This is a genomic window from Nocardia sp. NPDC004123 (genome assembly GCF_053603795.1).
The window spans coordinates 164,678-181,942 of record NZ_JBSGGG010000008.1 but is presented as its reverse complement, the minus strand read 5'-3'; the positions used below and the strand labels follow the sequence as shown (position 1 = coordinate 181,942).

The following is a 17,265-nucleotide window of genomic DNA, read 5'->3' as shown; positions in this document are numbered from 1 at the left end:
CCGCCCAGGCCGCCGCTAGGCTCTGGACCGATGGTCAAACGTGGATTGAGCCGGGATCGGCTGGTAGAAATCGCCCACGAGTACGTGTCGGCGAACGGATTGGACGCGCTCACCATGCGGCGGCTGGCAGCGGCCGCCGAGGTGACTCCCGGCGCGTTGTACAAGCATCTGAAGGATCGCCGGGATCTCCAGCGCGCCATGTCCGATGCCGTCTACGCCACCATCGACCTGTCCGATATCGACCTCGACACCCCGACGCTCGCCCAGGTCATCGCCTGCTGTGAGCGCATGCGCGCGGCGATGCTCGGATTCCGCGACGGCGGCCGCATCGTCGCGGGCTCCTACTCCCCCTTCGCAGCCACGGTGAAACTGTCGGGCACCCTCATGGCACTCCTGCAGGGCATCGTCGTAGCGCCCTTCGAAGCCGGCGACCTGCAATCGGTCCTGCGTTCCTACACAACCGGTTTCGTCATCGAGGAACAGGCCTATCTGGAGCTCGAGCGGTCAGGCGAATGGCAGCCACTGGTCTCGGCCCTCACCGCCGACGCCCCCCGCCCGAACCCCACCGGCGACACCATCTCCATCATGACCGGCGAACGCGACCGCAGATTCACCGCCGGCCTCACCGCCATCCTCGCGGGGACGGTCCGCGAGGATCGCCGGTAGCCGAGTACGCCCGATCAGGGGGTGACGATCGGGAATGTCGGCTCGAAATCGTCCAGCAGCGTGGCGAGTTCGCCGAGTGCGGTCACATCACCGTCGAGGGTGATGGCGCCCGAGCGGGCGAATTCCCCGACGCTGCCCGGGGTCAGCAGCACCCCGACGAGCGCCGCCTTCGGGCCCGACACCGTCACCCGGGCATCGTCGGCGCGCCCCTGGCGGGCGTTGAGGACGCCGCGGCGCACCCACATCGTCCACTGCTGTCCCGAATCGGTGAAATCGAGATTGACGCTGATGTTCGCGCCGGTGGCCTTTTCACCGATGACGTGGACCGCGACGAAGTCGAAGAGGATGTCGATCGGCATGGCCAGAATCGAGTCCGGGCTGGCCGTCGCATAGGGCGGCGGCTGCACACCCGCACGCAATTCCTTTGCGGCGCTGAGGAAGACGCCCCGCCACTGCGGCCCCTCGGCCTGATACCCCATCTGCTCGTAGGCGTCGGCCTGCAATTCCCGCGCCGCGGTATTGCCCGGATCGGCGAAGACCAGTTTGTGCAGGATCTCGGTCGCCCACCGATAGTCGCCGGCCTCGAAAGCGCGCCGGCCCTCGGCGAGAATCGCGTCGGCTCCGGCGAATTCGACGAAGCGGGTGGCCGAGTCCACCGGTGTGTGCGGGTGCAGCGACACCGGATCGCCGTCCCACATGCCTAGCTCCTTGGTGAACACCGCGCGCACATTGTGATGCACGGTGCCGTGGTAGCCGCGATTGGCCCAGGTGCGGCCCAATTCGTCGGGCAGTTCGATGATCTCGGCCGCCTCCAACGGGGTGTATCCCTTGTTGGCCAGCCGCAGCGCCTGGTCGTGGATGTACTTGTAGGTGTCGCGCTGTGATTCCAACAGGGCACACACCTGGTCATTGCCCCACACCGGCCAGGTGTGCGGGCCGTAGTGCACCACGGCATCGTCGCCCCACCGTTCCAGTGACTCGTCGAGGTAGCGGGCGAAATTGCGGGCGTCGCGGGTGCGGGCGCCGCGCAGGGTCTGAATGTTGTGCAGCGCATGGTTCGCGTTCTCCGCGCAGGTCAGCGCCTTCAGCTCCGGAATCCAGATGTGCAGTTCCTCGGGCGCCTCGGTGTCGGGGGCGTAGAGGAATTCGAATTCCAGTCCGGCGATCTCGCGGCGCGTGCCGGTCTCGGTGATCGAGTCGGTGGGCGAAATGTAGGAGACGGTCGCGCCTTTGGTGGAGATGATGCCGATGCCGCAGGTGATGTGTCCGGTGGCGTTCAGGTCCAGCAGACCGCCGAAGGCGTAGAAACTGCGGCGCGACATGGCATTTCCGGCGATGACGTTCTCACCGATGGCGAACTTGTCGAACGACTTGATCGTGCCCGGGGCGATGATCGGAACCTTCCCCGACGCCACGTCCGCGGGATCGATCACGCCCTTCACGCCGCCGTAGTGATCGACGTGCGTGTGGGTGTAGATGACGGCCGCGACCGGTTTGTCGGAGACGTGCGCGCGGATCAGCTCCATGCCCTGCTGCGCCGACTCCACCCCGAACATGCAGTCGACCACGATCAATCCGTCGTCGCCCTCGATGACGGTCAGGTTGGCCATGTCGTTGTTGCGGACCTGGTAGATCCGATCGGATACCTGATACAGGCCGCCCAGTTTGATGAGCTGACTCTGCCGCCACAGGCTCGCATCGACCGTGCCGGGTGCGGGCGCACCCTCTTCGATCCAGTCCAGGGCGTGCGGGTCGAAGATGACCGAACCGTCACCGGCGACGACATTGCCCGGCAGTTCGGCGATCAGGCCGCGTCGCACATCCGAGTAGTCCTGCACGTTCGCCAGGTCGTAGCGCGCGGCCGCTTCTCGATGCACGCGAACGGTGGCCGGGGTCGCTGGTTTCGGCTGGGTGCACATGTCGACTCCATTCTTCGATCCGTGTTGCCGAAGTGTTGCCGCGCCTTGAAAGCTACGCCTCGGCCGTTTGGCGTGAATCGGTCGGGTGAGCGGGACACGCGGACAACAGACCATCAGGTATGCGAACATATGTTCGTGTCCGGTTCGATCACGAGGATGAGCGCGCGCCCCGAGCGGGCGGCGATTCTGCATGCCGACCTGGACTCCTTCTATGCGTCGGTGGAGCAGCGCGACAGTCCGCGGCTGCGGGGGCGGCCGGTGCTCGTCGGCGGCGGGGTCGTGCTGGCCGCCAGTTACGAGGCGAAGGCGTTCGGGGTGCGGACGCCCATGAATGTGCGTCAGGCACTGAGCTTGTGCCCCACTGCGATCGTGGTGCCGCCGCGGATGTCGGCGTATTCGGAGGCCAGCAAGGCGGTGTTCGAGATCTTCCGCGACACCACGCCCGAGGTGGAGGGCATCTCCATCGACGAGGCATTTCTCGATGTGGCCGGACTGTGGCGGATCGCCGGCACTCCGGTCGATATCGCGCGCGGGCTGCGGGCGCGGGTGCGCGCGGAGGTCGGACTGCCCATTTCGGTCGGGGTGGCGCGCACGAAGTTCCTGGCCAAGGTGGCCAGCGCGGTATCCAAACCCGATGGGCTGCTGGAGGTTCCACCCGACCGGGAGCTGGAATTCCTGCATCCGCTGCCGGTGGAACGCCTGTGGGGCGTCGGCGAGGTGACCGCGCGGGAGCTGCGTGAACGCGGCATCACCAAGGTCGGGCAGCTCGCGGACCTGGGTGAGGGGCCGCTCGCGGCAGTGCTCGGCCCGGCCACGGGCAGGCATCTGCACGCCCTGTCGTGGGCGCGGGACCCGCGCCGGGTGGACACCGGGCGGCGCCGGCGCTCGATCGGCGCGCAGCGGGCGCTGGGCCGCCGCCATCGCAGCGACGAGGAACTCGAGGGGTACCTGCACGGACTGGCCGACCGGCTCGGGCACCGGCTGCGCAAAGCCCGGCGGGTGTGCCGAACGGTGGTGCTGCGCATGCGTTTCGACGATTTCACGCGCGCCACCCGCTCGCACACGCTGGCCGAGGCGACCGACAGCGGCGAGACCGTTCTGCGGGCGGCGCGCACTCTGCTGTCCGCGACCATGCCGCTGATCCGGGAGCGCGGCGGCCTCACTCTCATCGGTCTGTCCCTGACCAATCTGGACGACGCCGACACCATGCAGCTGTCGCTGCCGTTCGAGCCGCGCGCGGAATCCACCCTCGATTCGACTCTGGACGCACTGCGCGATCGCTTCGGCGCGGGCACCGTCACGCGTGCGGCCCTGCTGCGGAAGGGCGAAGGGCTCTCGGTGCCAATCCTTCCCGACTGATCGGTCCTGTTCGGCCGCGCGGGTAGCCTGTGACGCATGGCTCTCGACCACGGCGACCCGGGCGACGCGCCCTCGACTCCCCCGCCGCTGACCCCCATCGCGATCACCACCCGGCCGTCCGCGGCGGATGAGGCCAGAACCGTTGCCGCGGCGACGAATACGGCCACCCTGGCCACCCTGTCGGCCGACGGCGGCCCCTGGGCCAGTTTCGTCACGTATGGACTGCTTGCGGGACAACCGGTCCTGTGTGTGTCCCGGATGGCCGAGCACGGCCGAAACCTGGCCGGCGATCCGCGCGCCAGCCTGTCCATCGTGACCCCGGAGTTGCCGGAGGACCCGCTGGCCGGAACGCGATTGACGCTCGCCGGTGTCGCCGAACGCCCGCAGGGCGAGGAGGCGGTAGCGGCCCGCGAGGCCCACCTGGCCGCGGTCCCGGCGGCCAAGACCTACATCGACTTCAGCGATTTCACGGTGTGGGTGCTGCGTGTGCAGCGGGCCCGCTGGGTCGGCGGGTACGGACGCATGGATTCCGCGACCGCCGATGAATACGCGGCCGCCCAGGCCGATCCGATCATCCCCGGTGCGGCCCGTGCCATCGCGCATCTCAATGACGATCACGCGGACGCGTTGCTGGACATGGCCCACGCCCGCGGCGGCTATCCGGACGCGACCGCCGCGGTCTGTGAACGCGCCGACCGCTTCGGCCTCGACCTGCGGGTCACCACCCCGCGTGGCATCGCGGTCACCCGTATCGGCTATCTCGCACCGATCGACAACATCGCCGACTTGCGCGCGGCCACTGTCGATCTGGCCCGGGTCTCGCGACCGGAGTGACCGACGCAGCGGTGATCGTCAGTGCGCGGTCTGGGAGGCGGCGGCGGTCTCGTCGAGGTCGGCGAGCGAAAGCAGGTGGCGGGGTGGGGAATCCCGAATGATGCTGGACCGCACGTCCAGACGCCCGTTGACGTGGAGCAGTTCGCCGGAGGCGAGCAGCCGCCATCCGGGGTCGTCGTCCATGCGTTCGCTGGCGATGACGACAGCAGGATAGTCGGTCAGCGCGCCACTGCTGGTGCGAATGCCCCGATGACGGTGACTCGCGTGGTCGAGCCGCCGATCGCCTTGTGCGCCACCGGCGGCGCGCTCGAGGACATACAGGTCGTGGGTGTCGGGATAGCGCAGGGCCCACAGCTCGGTCGCGGTGGTCAGGATCAGGTTGAGCGCATAGAGCGGCAGCCGGTCGGCGATCCAGCCGACCGCGTCGGTGATGCCCGCGGTGACATCGCCCGCATGATGGTCGATCCGGGCGGTGATCAGGGCGAAGAAGCGCTCGGAGTCGGTGTCGCCGTGGACCAGTCGGCGATAGTCACCGAGTTCGTGATCCAGCTCGTCGAGTCCCTGCAGCACCCCGTTGTGCGCGAACAGGCGCCCGTGCTGCTCGAACGGATGGGTATTGCGCGTCTTCAGCCCGCCCGTGGAGGCGAAGCGAACATGCGCGACGAAGGTTTCGGATTCGCATTCGCGGGCCTCCTGCGCGAAGAGCCGGTCCTCATAGGCGGCGATCGGCTGCTTCTCCACCAGCGGCGCGCCCGCCGCGGTGAAGGTGCCCAGGCCGACGCCGTCGGGTTCGCGGTGACTTTGCTGGGACAGGCTGTCCGGCGCGTTCAGCAACCAGAAGGTGGCGTGCACCCGCTGCGGGGCGGCCGAGAGTCCGAACAGACGACACATGACCAACTCCTCTCACGAGAGGCGAAGACGCGCGGACTGGACGACAGCACGGCCGGGCTGAGGGATGATTGGGCCATGTCGGACACGCCGTCGGTGCTCACGCATCATCGTATGCCCGAGCATGACGCCATGCGCCTCTCGGGCACGGTGGAAGCCATGATGTGGATCCACCGCAACTGCGTCGAGGGCGACGGCGCCACCGAGCAGTCGTGTGGTCGCCGACAGCAGTTGCTGGAGCTGCGCATGAAGAGCCGGTGGACCTGGCCGCTTCCGAAACCGGATGCGGAATGGCGGTTGCAGCACTGAGGCGGATTCGCCGCCGGGAGCGGAATACCCACGGCGGCAACACAGTTGATGCCGACCATGACCGACGTTGCGCGTCAGCGACTGCACGAAGAAGTGATCGAGCAATTCCGGGCCGGGGGTGGACAGGTCGGCGGGCAGTTCGCCGAGCGTGATCTCCTGTTGCTGACCACCACCGGGGCCCGCACCGGGCAGGACCGCACCTGGCCGCTGGCCTATCAGCGCGACGGCGACCGCCTGGTGGTCTTCGCCGCCAACGGCGGCCGGCCGCACCGGCCGGGCTGGTATCACAACCTGGTGGCAAATCCGGCCGGGACGGTCGAGGTCGGCACCGAGACCTGGCCGGTCATCGCCGTGGTCGCGAGTGGGGACGAGCGGGCGCGGCTGTGGGACCGGCAGCTCGAGATGACACCGTTCATGGCCGATTTCCAAGCAAAAGTGGAGTGGGAGATTCCCGTCGTCGTGCTGACCCGCACGGCCACCGCGTGAAAATGTCGCGTTTCGCCCGATCACGGCAAGACCCCTGACACGATTTCCGCCGGCGTTCCGTGGGGCTTGCGAGCGACCTCCCCGCAAGCCCCCATCACATCGGTGGCGGAAGGCTAGCGGCGGTCGCGGAAGGTGCGGCGGAGGTCGTCGGTCCATTCGGACGGGACTTCCCACGGGATGAAGTGGCCGCCATGATCGTGGGCGGTCACATTCACGAGGTGGTACCAGGCGCCGCGGTCGCTGTCGCGGAACTGCTGGGCGCGTTGGGCAGTGGTGACACCGGGCGGGTTCTCGTGGGCGACGAAGGTGAGGCCGGTGGGGGCCTCGATCACGGGCCAGCGGTCGTGGGACGGGGTCCAGGGGTAGCGATTGTGGTTGGCGTAGAGGCGCATCGAGCTGCCGATGCAGTTGGTCGCCCAGTAGATGGTCGCGTGGGTCAAGACCTCGTCTTTGCTGGAGACGGATTCGAAGTCGCCACCGCGGTGGTCGCTCCAGCGCATCCAGCGCTCCAGGATCCAGGCCAGCATGCCCGCGGGTGAATCCGACAGGCCGTGGGCCAGGGTGGCGGGGGCGAGCATCTGGGCGGACAGGTGGACCGCGAATCGCTTCTCCAGCTCGATGATTCGCGCGTGCACGTCGCCGGGCAGGCCCTCGGGAATCGGGCGGCCGCCGGTGATGTCCCAGGCGCGTTCGCCGTTGAACAGGTCCAGGCGCTGACCGGAGCCGATATGGATGCCGTAGAGGGCGTCGGCGTATTTGTGGCCGAGCTGGCCGGTGACCAGGGCGCCGACATCGCATCCGGCGGCGGCGTAGGTGCGGTGGCCCAGCACATCGGTCATGAGGGTGTGCCAGAGGTCGGCGATCTTCCAGAAGTTCAGATCCGGGCGCGACGGTACCGGGGTGGAGAAGCCGAAACCGGGCAGCGAGGGGACGATGACCTCGAACGCGTCGGCGGGATCACCGCCGTGCGCCGCCGGATCGGCCAGCGGGTCGATCACTGTGGACCAGTGCCAGAAGGTCCAGGGCCAGCCGTGGGTGAGGATCAGCGGGATCGGGTTGTCGCCGACGCCGGGTTTGCGCAGGAAGTGAATGGGGACGCCGTCCACCTCGACCCGGTAGTGCTCGTAGGCGTTCATGGCCTTTTCCTGTGCGCGCCAATCGAAGTCGGTACGCCAGTGATCGACCAGCTCGCGCAGATAGGCGGTGGGCACACCGTAGTGGCCGTCGGCATTGCCGTCGTCGTCGAACCAGCGGGTCCGGGTCAGGCGCTGTCGGAGGTCGTCGAGAATGTCGTCGGACACGTGAATCGGGGTCTGCTGCAACGGGAGCACATAGTCAATCTAGGGTCGGGGACATGCCAGATCCGACGGAGGTCACCGAGCCGGTGGAACAGGCCGCGGTGATCGCGGTGCCCGACGAGGTGCGCGGCGAATTGCGACGCGGGGTGCGCAGTGTGCTGGTCGACGCGGCGGCGCTGCGTCTGGTACGCGATCGTTTCGACGAGGTGCAGGCCGGATCGCTGCGGCGGTATCTCGAGGCGTCGCAGTCGGCGAATACCTTGCGCGCGTACCGGACCGACTGGATCGCGTGGGGGGCCTGGTGCGCGGCGGAAGCGCGGCAGGCGCTGCCGGCGGACGCCTTGGACGTGGCGGTGTATCTGGCCGCGGCGGCGGACGCGCGGCGGGAGAACGGCGAATGGGCCTTCAGCGCCGCCACTTTGGAGCGCAAGGCCGCGGCGCTGGCCGCCGTGCACGCCGCCAACGGATTGCCCTCCCCCACCCGCGCCGACGTGGTGCGGCTGACCCTGCGCGGTATCCGCCGCACCCGGCGCAGCCGTCCCAAGCGGAAGCGGCCGGTGCTGCTGCACACCCTCGATCAGCTGCTGAACGAGTTGCCGGCCGCGCAGTGGCCCACCGAACCGGCCCGCCGCCGCGACACACTGCTGTTGCTGGTCGGATTCGCTGGGGCGCTGCGCCGCAGTGAGATCGCCGCGCTGCGGGTCGCCGATGTCGCGGTCACCACCGACCACACCACCGGCGAGCCGCTGCTGCTGATCCAGCTGCCCGCCACCAAGACCGACGCCACCGGCGTCAACGAACAACGCGTCGCCCTGCCCCGCGGCCAGCGCCCGCACACCTGCCCCGTCTGCGCCTTCGCCGACTGGACCCGCCTGCGCGAGGCGCACGCCGCCACCGACCTGCGCGCCTGGCTCGACGCCACCCCGCCGCCCGACCCCCACATCCACCGCTGCCACGGCTTCACCGGCACCACCCTCACCGACCCGAATCTGCCGCTGTTCCCGGCCATTTCACGCCACGGCGGCATCGCCGCCACCGCCATGTCCGGCCGCGCGGTCGCCGAACTCGTCAAGCGCTACGCCGCCCGCGCCGGCCTCGACCCCACCCTGTTCTCCGGTCACTCCCTGCGCGCCGGCTTCGCCACCCAGGCCGCCCTCGGCGGCGCCAGCGACCGCGAGATCATGCGCCAGGGCCGCTGGTCCAACCCCCGCACCGTCCACGGCTACATCCGCACCGCCAACCCACTCGAGGACAACGCCGTCACGAAACTGGGCTTGTAGCGGCGATTTCGACCGGCGGTCTACCTCTGATCGGCCATCGCTGCGGCGGCCGCGATGCGCTGCTGCCGCTTGCCGCCCTTGATGGCCGCGTAGGAGCCGGGTTTGCGGGCTTCGCGGGCGAGGCCCCACACGGTGGATTTACAGATCGCCTCCTTGACGGTGGCGGCAACGCGGCCGGCGAGGTAGGCCCGACGGGCGGTGTCGTCGAAGTGGGCCAGCTGCACGGTCGCGCGTTTGCGGCCCAGGCTGATGCACTGGCCGACGAACGCGATATCGATTGCGGCGGGCTCGGATTCGGCGAGGCGGCTCAGGATGGTTCCGGCAGCGTGGGCGCCGAGCGGGATGGCGGCCTGGCAGCTCATGCGCAGGGGTTGGCCGGAGGGGGCGGCGGCGTCACCGGCGGCCAGGATGTGGGGATCGTCGATGCTGGTGAGGGTTTCGTCGGTGAGCAGGCGGCCGGCGGCGTCGGTGCTCAGGCCGCTGCGGGCGGCCAGGTCCGGGACGCCGAAACCGGCCGTCCACACCGTGATCGGGCTGGGCAGTTCGCGACCGTCGGCCAGCACGACGCTGTGCGGGTGAACGGCGGTGACCTTGGCATCCGGACCGTCGACGATGGTCACGCCGAGTGTGGTCAGTTGCCGGGCGACCGAGCGGCGGGCGGTCGTCGTCAGGTACGGGCCGAGCAGGCCACCGCACACCAGCGTGACCGGGCGGCCCAGCTCGGCGAGCTCGGCGGCGGTCTCGATGCCGGTGGGCCCGGCACCGACCACGGTCACCGGTGCAGCCGCGTCCGCACCGGCCAGCGCGTCGCGCAGTTGCTCGGCGTGCTCGAATTCCGCGATGTCGTAGGCGTATTCGGCTGCGCCCGGGACGGCCGGGACCGCCCCGTGGCTGCCGACGGCGTAGATGAGGTAGTCGTAGGCCACATTGCCTCCGCTCTTCAGCGCCACGCTGCGCCGCACCCCATCGATCACCGTCGCCTCATCGACGATCAGCCGGATCCCCGCGCCGAGCAGCGCGTCGTACTCGACCGCGGCGGAGCCGGAGCCGGCGACCAACTGGTGCAACCGAATTCGCTCCACGAACTGCGGCCGCGGATTGATCACCGTGATCTCCACGTCCTCCCGAGTCCGCAACCGGTTGGCTGCGATGATCCCCGCATATCCGCCGCCGACCACGACGACCCTGACGACCCGTTCCATGTCCGCCCTCCTTCACCGTTGGTGGTTTCGGACATGAAGACACCATTCGAGCCCGATGTGTGACATCGCGGCGCGTGTCGGTGACGCGGCTCACCGCGGCGCCGATGTCACCGAGGCCGTCGCTTGCGGGCCGTGAGTGCCTCGGACCAGCTCAGGGCAGGCGGCCAGGACGGACCGTCGATGACCGGAATGTGCGGAGCGTGGCGGGTGACGGCCGCGGCCAGGCTCTGGCGCGATACCCGCCAGCCCGTCATGCGGCGGTATGCCCAGCGGATGGTGCCGTCGGCACCGGGGATCAGGTCGGCGCGACCGGCGTCGCGCAGGAGCCGGGCCGACGACTCGGGTATCGGGCGGGCCGCCGGACCGCCTCGCGAGGGTTGGGTGGTGCCGCGGGCCCGCACGCCGATGCAGCGGTGGCGGAACTGATTTCGCGGCGTCGAGGTGGTTTCGGTGAACAGTTCGATCGCGCAGATTCGCGACCAGGGCACGGTCTGGGCAGGGCCGGACGCGTCAGCAGCGAAGTAGACACCCGCACCGTGGACGGCGAAGACCACTCGGCCGTGCGAGGCGCGGCGCCACCGCCACAGTCCCGTGCGTACGACGTAGGCGTCCGGACCGAAGTCGGCAGGACCGGTCATCGCGCGTCAGTCGATGGAGCCGCCGCTGTGGTGACCGCCGCTGTCGGGATGGCCACTATGAAGAAAATTCTCACCGGCGCAGCGTGCGGCGCGACCCGGTCGGTGTCAATGCCGGGAACCCGGTCGACCGCGGTCGGCACCCGCGGCACTCGACAACCGACAACTTCGTCTTCCTTGACAAATAATTTTGTCGGTGAGACTCTGGGGTGGTGCTGGACGTCGCTGTGATCGAAGAACCCGCCGCGGCCGAGGCTTCCCTGGACCCGATCCGGTCCCGGATCCTCGCCGCTCTCGCCGAGCCGGGCTCGGCCGCCATGCTCGCCGGTCGGCTCGGGCTACCGCGGCAGAAGGTGAACTACCACCTCAAGGAGCTGGAGCGGCACGGGCTGGTCGAGCTGGTCGAGGAACGGCGCAAGGGCAATGTCACCGAGCGTGTATTCCGGGCCACGGCAGCCTCTTACGTGATCTCCCCCAGCGCGCTGGGTGCGGTCAGTCCGGATCCGGCGCGCTCGCCCGACCAGTTGTCGGCGCGGTGGCTGGTGGCGCTGGGCGCGCGGCTGGTACAGGAGGTCGGGGCGCTGCTGAGCGGCGCGGCCCGGGCGCAGCGGCGGGTCGCGACCTTCGGGATCGACGCGCAGGTGCGGTTCGCGTCCGCGGCCGACCGGGCGGCGTTCGCCGAGGAGCTGGCACAGGCAGTGACGACACTGGTCAGCCGCTACCACGACGAGTCCGCACCGGGCGGGCGCGACCACCGGGTGGTCGTCGGCATGCACCAGATACCCACCGCCCGGAAAGACACCGAATCCGAAGCAGGACAGGAGAACTGACGATGGGGCATCCGTTCGAAATCGAGCTGGAGGCGACCCTGCCCGCGAGCCCGGACCAGGTCTGGGAGGCGATCGCGACCGGGCCGGGAATCGACTCCTGGTTCATGGGGCGCAACGAGGTCGAGGCACGGACAGGCGGGATCGCCGCCATGGATACCGGTGGCCGGCGGGAAGAATCGGTGATCACCGCGTACGAGCCGGGCAAGCACTTCGCCACCCGCACCGGGACCGACGAGGACGGCCGGTTCATGGCCTTCGAGTATCTGCTCGAGGGGCGCGAGGGCGGCAGCACCGTCCTGCGGGTGGTCCACAGCGGCATGCTGGGCGACGACTGGCAGGACGAATACGACGCTCTGCGCCGCGGCTGGCCGTTCCACCTGAACACGCTGCGCGAATACCTGACGCACTTCCCGGGCCGGATCGCGGCTCCCGTATTCGCCGTCGCCATGGGCTCTTCGGGGCAGGCGGTGCGGTCGGCGCTCATCCGGGCGCTGGCGCTACCGGACCCGGTGGCGGTGGGCGCGCGGGTGCAGGCCGAACCAGCGGGCTTGCCGGCGCTGGACGGTGAGGTGGTGTGGGCCGACGACGAGCGTTTCGAGATCCGCACCGCCGACGGGCTCTACACCTTCCACCACGCGCCCACCGGGCTGGCGCTGATGTTCCATCACCTGTTCGGTCTCGACACCGCCGGGGCCGAGACCGCCTGGCAACAGTGGCTCACCAGCCTGCTGGGCTGACGCAGCCCCGGCCGAACCATTCGAATCACCAACCGACACACCACATATCAAGGAGCAGAGCATGCGCACTCTCATCAGCACCGCCTTCATTTCCCTCGACGGCGTCGTGGAGGGCCCGGGTGGCGAACCCGGCTACCGGAACTCCGGCTGGACCTTCAAGGATGTCGAATTCGTTCCCGAGGCCTACGAGATCAAGGGACGGGAGCAGGAGGAAGCCACCGCGATGCTGCTGGGCCGCGTCAGCTATGCGGCATTCAGCCCGGTGTGGCCGGACATGGCGGATTTCGCCGGGTACAAGGGCATGCCGAAATACGTCGTCTCCACCACGCTCACCGATGCCGACCTGGTGACGAACTGGGGCGAGACCACCATCCTGCGCTCAGTCGACGAGGTAGCAGCCCTGAAGGACACCGACGGCGGCCCGATCATCATCCACGGCAGCGCCTCGCTCAACCGCGCCCTCTCCGACGCGGGTCTGATCGACCGCTACCACCTGCTGGTCTTCCCGGTCCTGCTCGGCGCGGGCAAGCGCCTGTTCTCCGAGTCCGACAAGGACGCCCAGAAGCTGAAGCTGGTCGAGGCCGCCACCTACTCCAACGGAATCCAGAAGAACATCTTCGACGTCGTCCGCTGAGGCATCCGGCCCGGATCCGGCAGCTCCCTGGAGGACTTGCCGGTTGGCCCGTGGCATCCGCGGCCGACCGGCCCTCACTCCACCATTGCTCGGACATGGCGTCGAATTCGCCGAAGATGCTGACTACGAGGCGAATTCGAGCCAGCGGACGGACGGATGTTCCCAGGCGCGGGCATAGGGTGTGGGGATGGGTGAGACTCCCCGGTTGCCGGGTTTGGCTTTGGCTGATGCTGATTGGTTGGTTGCGGCTGCACTGCGAGTGGGGGCCGAACATGAGTTTCCGCCAGTTGCAGTAGCAGTTGTCGATGTCACCGGGTCGGTGATCGTGTTGCGGCGTGCCGACGGCGGGATGCCGATGACGAGCCGGATTGCGGTGGCGAAGGCGCGCACGGCCTTGCTGACGCTGCGAGCGTCGGGGGGTATCGACTTGCCGGGAGCAGTCACCGGCAGTATCCAGCATCTGTATGGCGGTGATTTCGTGCCGTACGCCGGCGGTGTTCTCGTGACCGAGAACGGGGTGATTCTGGGCGCGGCGGGGGCCTCGGGCGCGCACGCCAAAGAAGATGAGTTGGCTGTGCAGACTGCTGTCGAGCAGTGGCACGAAGACCGTTCTCACACCGCCTAACCGGGTCCCGAGCCCGCACCGAGGGGCACGTGGTGTTTGGTCGCCTCGAACCTGGCCCGCACGGCGGCGGCCAGTTCGGGCGCGGCATGCTCGAACTCTCTCCAGGTGGCCATCGGTCCACCATGTCATATCGATCGGCCGGAACGGGGGCGACCACGCCAGCGCGTCCACAGGCAAAGAACAGCGGCGTGGATTACTGTGGCCGCGTGGGCTTTACCGAATTCGGTCCGGGCGATGTCGTGTACTTCCCGGAGGGGCCGTTCATCGGAATCTGCGGCGTCGTGCGCACCGTCGACAAGCACCGGGAAGAACTACGCATCGATTTCAGCGAAGGCCTGGTCCACCGGGAGGGCGGCGTCCTGAGCGAACGCCGCCACAGCTTCACCGTCCGTTTCGACGAGGTCGAACTCGTCTGACCCGCACCGCGCAGCCCGCAGTGCGAGAGTCAGCCCGCCTCGCGCGGCGTCAACTCTTCAGGAACCTCAGGTAGAAGGCTGCGAAGATCAGGACGATGCCGATGTTCACCATCAGGCGTTCCCAGAAATGGTGTCGGAAGAAGAGGATGTCCACGCCGACGACCACGACTATCAGTGCGAGGACGTAGAGAACGACTGTTGGCGCTCTTCCCATGGTGTAGTTGTACTACGCACTGCCGCTGTGGGGGTGGAGGCCGAGGTCCGGACCCCTGGATGCTCTCCAGCGGCCCGGCGGCCGAGATTCGCCCAGTGCGCAGCGCGGTCCGCTGCGGCGGGAGAGGGTCAGGCGGGCGGGGTGCCCAGGATTGTCGTGGGTTCCTTCTCGTCGCGCGGATCGCGGTCGGTGTCGTGGATCGCCTCCTTGCGGGCGACCAGACCGGACACGTCCGCCAGGGGGATGTGCGGAATCAGCAGGGCCACAATGAAAGCGATCGCCAGGCCGGGGAGCAGGTAGGCGAATACCGGAACCAGAGCATGGGCGTAGGACCCGACGATGGCATCGCGCAGTGGCGCCGGAAGGAGGTTGACGACCGCCGGCGGCAGGGCCGCCGGGTTGGCCCCGGTGGACAGCACCTCGCCGGGGTGCGCACGGAAGGCGGCGTCGAGATTGCCGGTGAGACGGTAGGTGAAGATGGAACCGAAGATGGCGACGCCCAGCGCGCCGCCCATCTCACGGAAGTAGTTGTTCGCACTCGTCGCGGTCCCGACATCCGTTGCGGGAACGGCGTTCTGGACCAGCAGCACCAGCAGCTGCATGACCATGCCGAGTCCCAGTCCGATGACGAACAGCATCGCCGACACCACCCACGCCGGGGTGTGTGCGTCCAGGCGCGTCATCCAGATCATGCCGGCGGCGATGATGACCACGCCCAGTGGCGGGTAGACCCGGTAGCGGCCGGTGCGGGTCACCGCGCCCAGGGTGACGGACACGGTCAGGAACATGCCGATGGTCATGGGGATCGACAGCAGCCCGGACGCCGATGCCGAGACGCCCGTTGCCATTTGGAGAAACGTCGGCACGAACGCCACCGACGCGAACATGATCAGACCCATGATGAAACCGAGCAGCGAGGTGGTCGCGAAGGTGCGGTTGCGGAACAGTCGCAGCGGCAGCATCGGTTCGGCGGCTCGCGATTCCACGCCGATGAATACCGAGATCACCACCGCCACGGTCACCATCATGGCGAGTATCGTCGGCGAGCCCCAGCCGTAGCGTTTGCCACCCCAGTCGCTGATCAGGATGAGCAGGGCGGTGCCCGCGCTCATCAGTGCCGCCCCGAGATAGTCCGGCCGCACGGCCGGCCGCTTGCTGGGCAGGGTCAGATGTCGTGCGGCAATGATCAAGGCCACCAACCCGATCGGCACATTGATCCAGAAGCACCACCGCCAACCGAGGTGATCGGCGAACTCGCCGCCGAGGATGGGTCCGCCGACCGCCGTGAGCCCGTAGATCGCGCCCATCGGCGCACCGTACTTGCCGAGTTCCCGGGCGGGCACCACATCGGCCATGGTGGCCTGGGCGAGAATCATCAGCCCGCCGCCGCCCACGCCCTGCAGCGCCCGGAAGGCGATGAACTCCCAGAACCCGGTCGACACCGCCGCCCCGAACGAGGCCGCCGTGAACACGGTGATGGCGAACAGGAAGAGCCGGCGCCGCCCGAACAGGTCGCCGAGCTTGCCGTACAGCGGCATGACGAGGGTGGTGGCCAGCAGGTAGGCGGTGGTGGTCCAGGCCATGTGCGGGACACCGCCGAGCTGACCGACGATGGTGGGCATCGCCGCGCCGGTGATCATCTGATCGAGGCTGGCGAGCAACAGTCCGGCGGACAGGGCCGCGAAGATGAGCCAGATGCGCCGCTGTGTCATGACGAGGGGCGCGGAATCGGTGGTGGCGAGAGCCATTTCGTGAGTCCTCGGTGCTGAAGGGTGGTCACCAGCGCACGGGCAGCGCGGTCAGTCCGCCGGTGAAGACCTCGTCCCGCTCGGCGAGGGTGGCCGGGTCGACGGCGAGGGTCAGGGTGGGGAATCGGCGCACGAGTTGCCCGAAGGCGACCTGCAATTCGAGCCGGGCCAGCGGCGCGCCGAGGCAGTAGCGGGGGCCGTAGCCGAACAGGAAGTGCGCGGCCTCCTGCCGGGTGATGTCCAGGCGCTCGGGATCGGTGAACAGCGCCCGGTCGTGATTGGCGGAGGCGATGCCCAGCAGCACCAGATCACCGGCCGCGATCTCCACATCGGCGACCTCGAGCGCACTGCGCGCGTACCGGGGCAGGCTGCTGGCGTCGCAGGCGCGCAGCAGTTCCTCGGCGGCCGAGTCCACCAGTTCGGGCCGTTCGTGCAGCAGCCGCCACTGGCCGGGATTCTCCAGCAGCATGCGCACGCCGACCCCGATCTGCACCGCCGAGGTCTCGTGCCCGGCGAACAGCAGAACCATGGCGTGCGTGGCGATTTCGGTGTCGGCGACGCCGTCGATCGCACACAGCCGGGACACGACGTCGTCGCCGGGATCGCGCCGCTTCTCCCCGACCAGCTCCAGACAGTAGGCGAACAGCTCGGCCACCCCCTGCTCGACCTTGGCGCGGTCGGCGACATTGCCGACCGCATCGACCCAGTCCCGGAACAGGTTCCGGTCGGTGTACGGCACCCCGAGCAGCTCGCAGATCACCAGCAGCGGCAGCGGCAGGGCGAGCGCGGCCTGCAGATCGGCGGGCGAGCCCTGATCGGCCATCGCGTCGAGCAGCTCCGAGGTGAGTTGCTCGACCCGCGGCCGCAACTCCCGCATCCGCCTGGGCGAGAAGTGCGGCTGCAGCAGGGTGCGCATGCGTGCGTGATCCTCGAGCTCGGTGTCGAAGTTGCCGATCGGCCCGCCCGAGAAGGCCGACTCCCCCAGCCGCGCCGCGGTTTCCGGCGTGCGATGCGCGCGGCCCAGCCGCGGATCGGTGAACAGGTCCCGCACCAGCTCGTAACCGGTGGCCAGCCAGGCCGGATCGCCGGTGGGCGTGGTGACCCGGGTGACCCCGGATCCGACGACCCCGGTCACCGGGCAGATGGATGGAGGGAGCGGCATTGTCATGGTGGTGCTGTCCTCAG

The 17,265-nt window shown here is 68.8% G+C and carries 19 protein-coding genes; 11 read left to right on the top strand and 8 right to left on the bottom strand.

The features are described 5' to 3' along the window. The first annotated feature begins 30 nt into the window (after positions 1–30). Positions 31–666, top strand: a complete 636-nt coding sequence (locus ACWEQQ_RS13805) for a TetR/AcrR family transcriptional regulator (protein ID WP_452348455.1) — start codon at positions 31–33, stop codon at positions 664–666. Between the two features lie 14 nt (positions 667–680). Here the strand turns inward: ACWEQQ_RS13805 and ACWEQQ_RS13800 are convergent, their stop codons facing one another. Beyond that, positions 681–2,585, bottom strand: coding sequence for an alkyl/aryl-sulfatase (locus tag ACWEQQ_RS13800; protein ID WP_452348454.1), 1,905 nt, complete (start codon positions 2,583–2,585; stop codon positions 681–683). Positions 2,586–2,714: 129 nt separating this feature from the next. Between ACWEQQ_RS13800 and dinB the strand changes: the two genes are divergently transcribed. Then, the gene (gene dinB / locus ACWEQQ_RS13795; protein ID WP_452340784.1) at positions 2,715–3,944 is read left to right on the top strand and encodes a DNA polymerase IV; all 1,230 of its coding nucleotides are present in this window, start codon (positions 2,715–2,717) and stop codon (positions 3,942–3,944) included. A gap of 36 nt (positions 3,945–3,980) precedes the next feature. Beyond that, a complete protein-coding gene (locus tag ACWEQQ_RS13790) occupies positions 3,981–4,778 on the top strand; it encodes a HugZ family pyridoxamine 5'-phosphate oxidase (RefSeq protein WP_452348453.1) in 798 nt (265 codons plus the stop codon). Between the two features lie 18 nt (positions 4,779–4,796). Here the strand turns inward: ACWEQQ_RS13790 and ACWEQQ_RS13785 are convergent, their stop codons facing one another. Then, complete coding sequence (locus ACWEQQ_RS13785; protein ID WP_452348452.1) at positions 4,797–5,669, bottom strand: class II glutamine amidotransferase; 873 nt, start codon at positions 5,667–5,669, stop codon at positions 4,797–4,799. Between the two features lie 75 nt (positions 5,670–5,744). Between ACWEQQ_RS13785 and ACWEQQ_RS13780 the strand changes: the two genes are divergently transcribed. Both ACWEQQ_RS13780 and ACWEQQ_RS13775 read left to right on the top strand, forming a co-directional pair. After that, positions 5,745–5,975, top strand: a complete 231-nt coding sequence (locus tag ACWEQQ_RS13780) for a hypothetical protein (protein ID WP_452340787.1) — start codon at positions 5,745–5,747, stop codon at positions 5,973–5,975. Positions 5,976–6,032: 57 nt separating this feature from the next. Next, on the top strand, positions 6,033–6,461 hold the full coding sequence (locus ACWEQQ_RS13775) for a nitroreductase family deazaflavin-dependent oxidoreductase (protein WP_452348451.1): 429 nt from the start codon (positions 6,033–6,035) through the stop codon (positions 6,459–6,461). A 113-nt stretch (positions 6,462–6,574) separates the two neighbouring features. On the opposite strand, the gene ACWEQQ_RS13770 is transcribed toward ACWEQQ_RS13775, so the two are convergent. Next, the gene (locus ACWEQQ_RS13770) at positions 6,575–7,792 is read right to left on the bottom strand and encodes an epoxide hydrolase family protein (protein WP_452348450.1); all 1,218 of its coding nucleotides are present in this window, start codon (positions 7,790–7,792) and stop codon (positions 6,575–6,577) included. A gap of 23 nt (positions 7,793–7,815) precedes the next feature. Here ACWEQQ_RS13770 and ACWEQQ_RS13765 point away from each other — a divergent pair, with 23 nt between their 5' ends. Beyond that, positions 7,816–9,039 (top strand): site-specific integrase, encoded by a 1,224-nt coding sequence (locus ACWEQQ_RS13765; protein WP_452348449.1) that lies wholly within the window; start codon positions 7,816–7,818, stop codon positions 9,037–9,039. A gap of 20 nt (positions 9,040–9,059) precedes the next feature. Here ACWEQQ_RS13765 and ACWEQQ_RS13760 read toward each other — a convergent pair whose 3' ends face one another. Both ACWEQQ_RS13760 and ACWEQQ_RS13755 read right to left on the bottom strand, forming a co-directional pair. After that, positions 9,060–10,241 (bottom strand): NAD(P)/FAD-dependent oxidoreductase, encoded by a 1,182-nt coding sequence (locus ACWEQQ_RS13760; RefSeq protein ID WP_452348448.1) that lies wholly within the window; start codon positions 10,239–10,241, stop codon positions 9,060–9,062. Between the two features lie 107 nt (positions 10,242–10,348). Continuing rightward, positions 10,349–10,879, bottom strand: coding sequence for a hypothetical protein (locus ACWEQQ_RS13755; RefSeq protein WP_452348447.1), 531 nt, complete (start codon positions 10,877–10,879; stop codon positions 10,349–10,351). A gap of 209 nt (positions 10,880–11,088) precedes the next feature. On the opposite strand from ACWEQQ_RS13755, the gene ACWEQQ_RS13750 reads away from it, so the two are divergent. From ACWEQQ_RS13750 to ACWEQQ_RS13730, 5 genes are all read left to right on the top strand, one after another. Next, on the top strand, positions 11,089–11,706 hold the full coding sequence (locus ACWEQQ_RS13750) for an ArsR/SmtB family transcription factor (protein WP_452340793.1): 618 nt from the start codon (positions 11,089–11,091) through the stop codon (positions 11,704–11,706). 2 nt (positions 11,707–11,708) lie between these two features. After that, on the top strand, positions 11,709–12,443 hold the full coding sequence (locus ACWEQQ_RS13745; RefSeq protein WP_452348446.1) for an SRPBCC family protein: 735 nt from the start codon (positions 11,709–11,711) through the stop codon (positions 12,441–12,443). Positions 12,444–12,504: 61 nt separating this feature from the next. Continuing rightward, positions 12,505–13,077 carry a dihydrofolate reductase family protein gene (locus ACWEQQ_RS13740; protein WP_452340795.1) on the top strand — a complete coding sequence of 191 codons (573 nt, stop codon included), beginning with the start codon at positions 12,505–12,507 and terminating at the stop codon, positions 13,075–13,077. Positions 13,078–13,264: 187 nt separating this feature from the next. After that, entirely contained in the window at positions 13,265–13,702 is a 438-nt protein-coding gene (locus ACWEQQ_RS13735) for a heme-binding protein (RefSeq protein ID WP_452348445.1), read from the top strand. 206 nt (positions 13,703–13,908) lie between these two features. Next, positions 13,909–14,118 carry a hypothetical protein gene (locus tag ACWEQQ_RS13730; RefSeq protein ID WP_452340797.1) on the top strand — a complete coding sequence of 70 codons (210 nt, stop codon included), beginning with the start codon at positions 13,909–13,911 and terminating at the stop codon, positions 14,116–14,118. A gap of 49 nt (positions 14,119–14,167) precedes the next feature. Here ACWEQQ_RS13730 and ACWEQQ_RS13725 read toward each other — a convergent pair whose 3' ends face one another. From ACWEQQ_RS13725 to ACWEQQ_RS13715, 3 genes are all read right to left on the bottom strand, one after another. Then, positions 14,168–14,332 carry a hypothetical protein gene (locus ACWEQQ_RS13725; protein ID WP_452348444.1) on the bottom strand — a complete coding sequence of 55 codons (165 nt, stop codon included), beginning with the start codon at positions 14,330–14,332 and terminating at the stop codon, positions 14,168–14,170. A gap of 128 nt (positions 14,333–14,460) precedes the next feature. Then, positions 14,461–16,080 (bottom strand): MDR family MFS transporter, encoded by a 1,620-nt coding sequence (locus tag ACWEQQ_RS13720; RefSeq protein WP_452348443.1) that lies wholly within the window; start codon positions 16,078–16,080, stop codon positions 14,461–14,463. A gap of 28 nt (positions 16,081–16,108) precedes the next feature. After that, entirely contained in the window at positions 16,109–17,248 is a 1,140-nt protein-coding gene (locus ACWEQQ_RS13715; protein ID WP_452348442.1) for a cytochrome P450, read from the bottom strand. Positions 17,249–17,265 lie beyond the last annotated feature (17 nt).

Bases quoted from the DNA above. Each gene is read 5' to 3' on its own strand.
- ACWEQQ_RS13805 (WP_452348455.1), top strand. From the start codon at position 31: ATGGTCAAACGTGGATTGAGCCGGGATCGGCTGGTAGAAATCGCCCAC.
- ACWEQQ_RS13800 (WP_452348454.1), bottom strand. From the start codon at position 2,585: ATGTGCACCCAGCCGAAACCAGCGACCCCGGCCACCGTTCGCGTGCAT.
- dinB (WP_452340784.1), top strand. From the start codon at position 2,715: ATGTTCGTGTCCGGTTCGATCACGAGGATGAGCGCGCGCCCCGAGCGG.
- ACWEQQ_RS13790 (WP_452348453.1), top strand. From the start codon at position 3,981: ATGGCTCTCGACCACGGCGACCCGGGCGACGCGCCCTCGACTCCCCCG.
- ACWEQQ_RS13785 (WP_452348452.1), bottom strand. From the start codon at position 5,669: ATGTGTCGTCTGTTCGGACTCTCGGCCGCCCCGCAGCGGGTGCACGCC.
- ACWEQQ_RS13780 (WP_452340787.1), top strand. From the start codon at position 5,745: ATGTCGGACACGCCGTCGGTGCTCACGCATCATCGTATGCCCGAGCAT.
- ACWEQQ_RS13775 (WP_452348451.1), top strand. From the start codon at position 6,033: ATGACCGACGTTGCGCGTCAGCGACTGCACGAAGAAGTGATCGAGCAA.
- ACWEQQ_RS13765 (WP_452348449.1), top strand. From the start codon at position 7,816: ATGCCAGATCCGACGGAGGTCACCGAGCCGGTGGAACAGGCCGCGGTG.
- ACWEQQ_RS13760 (WP_452348448.1), bottom strand. From the start codon at position 10,241: ATGGAACGGGTCGTCAGGGTCGTCGTGGTCGGCGGCGGATATGCGGGG.
- ACWEQQ_RS13755 (WP_452348447.1), bottom strand. From the start codon at position 10,879: ATGACCGGTCCTGCCGACTTCGGTCCGGACGCCTACGTCGTACGCACG.
- ACWEQQ_RS13745 (WP_452348446.1), top strand. From the start codon at position 11,709: ATGGGGCATCCGTTCGAAATCGAGCTGGAGGCGACCCTGCCCGCGAGC.
- ACWEQQ_RS13740 (WP_452340795.1), top strand. From the start codon at position 12,505: ATGCGCACTCTCATCAGCACCGCCTTCATTTCCCTCGACGGCGTCGTG.
- ACWEQQ_RS13735 (WP_452348445.1), top strand. From the start codon at position 13,265: ATGGGTGAGACTCCCCGGTTGCCGGGTTTGGCTTTGGCTGATGCTGAT.
- ACWEQQ_RS13725 (WP_452348444.1), bottom strand. From the start codon at position 14,332: ATGGGAAGAGCGCCAACAGTCGTTCTCTACGTCCTCGCACTGATAGTC.
- ACWEQQ_RS13720 (WP_452348443.1), bottom strand. From the start codon at position 16,080: ATGGCTCTCGCCACCACCGATTCCGCGCCCCTCGTCATGACACAGCGG.
- ACWEQQ_RS13715 (WP_452348442.1), bottom strand. From the start codon at position 17,248: ATGACAATGCCGCTCCCTCCATCCATCTGCCCGGTGACCGGGGTCGTC.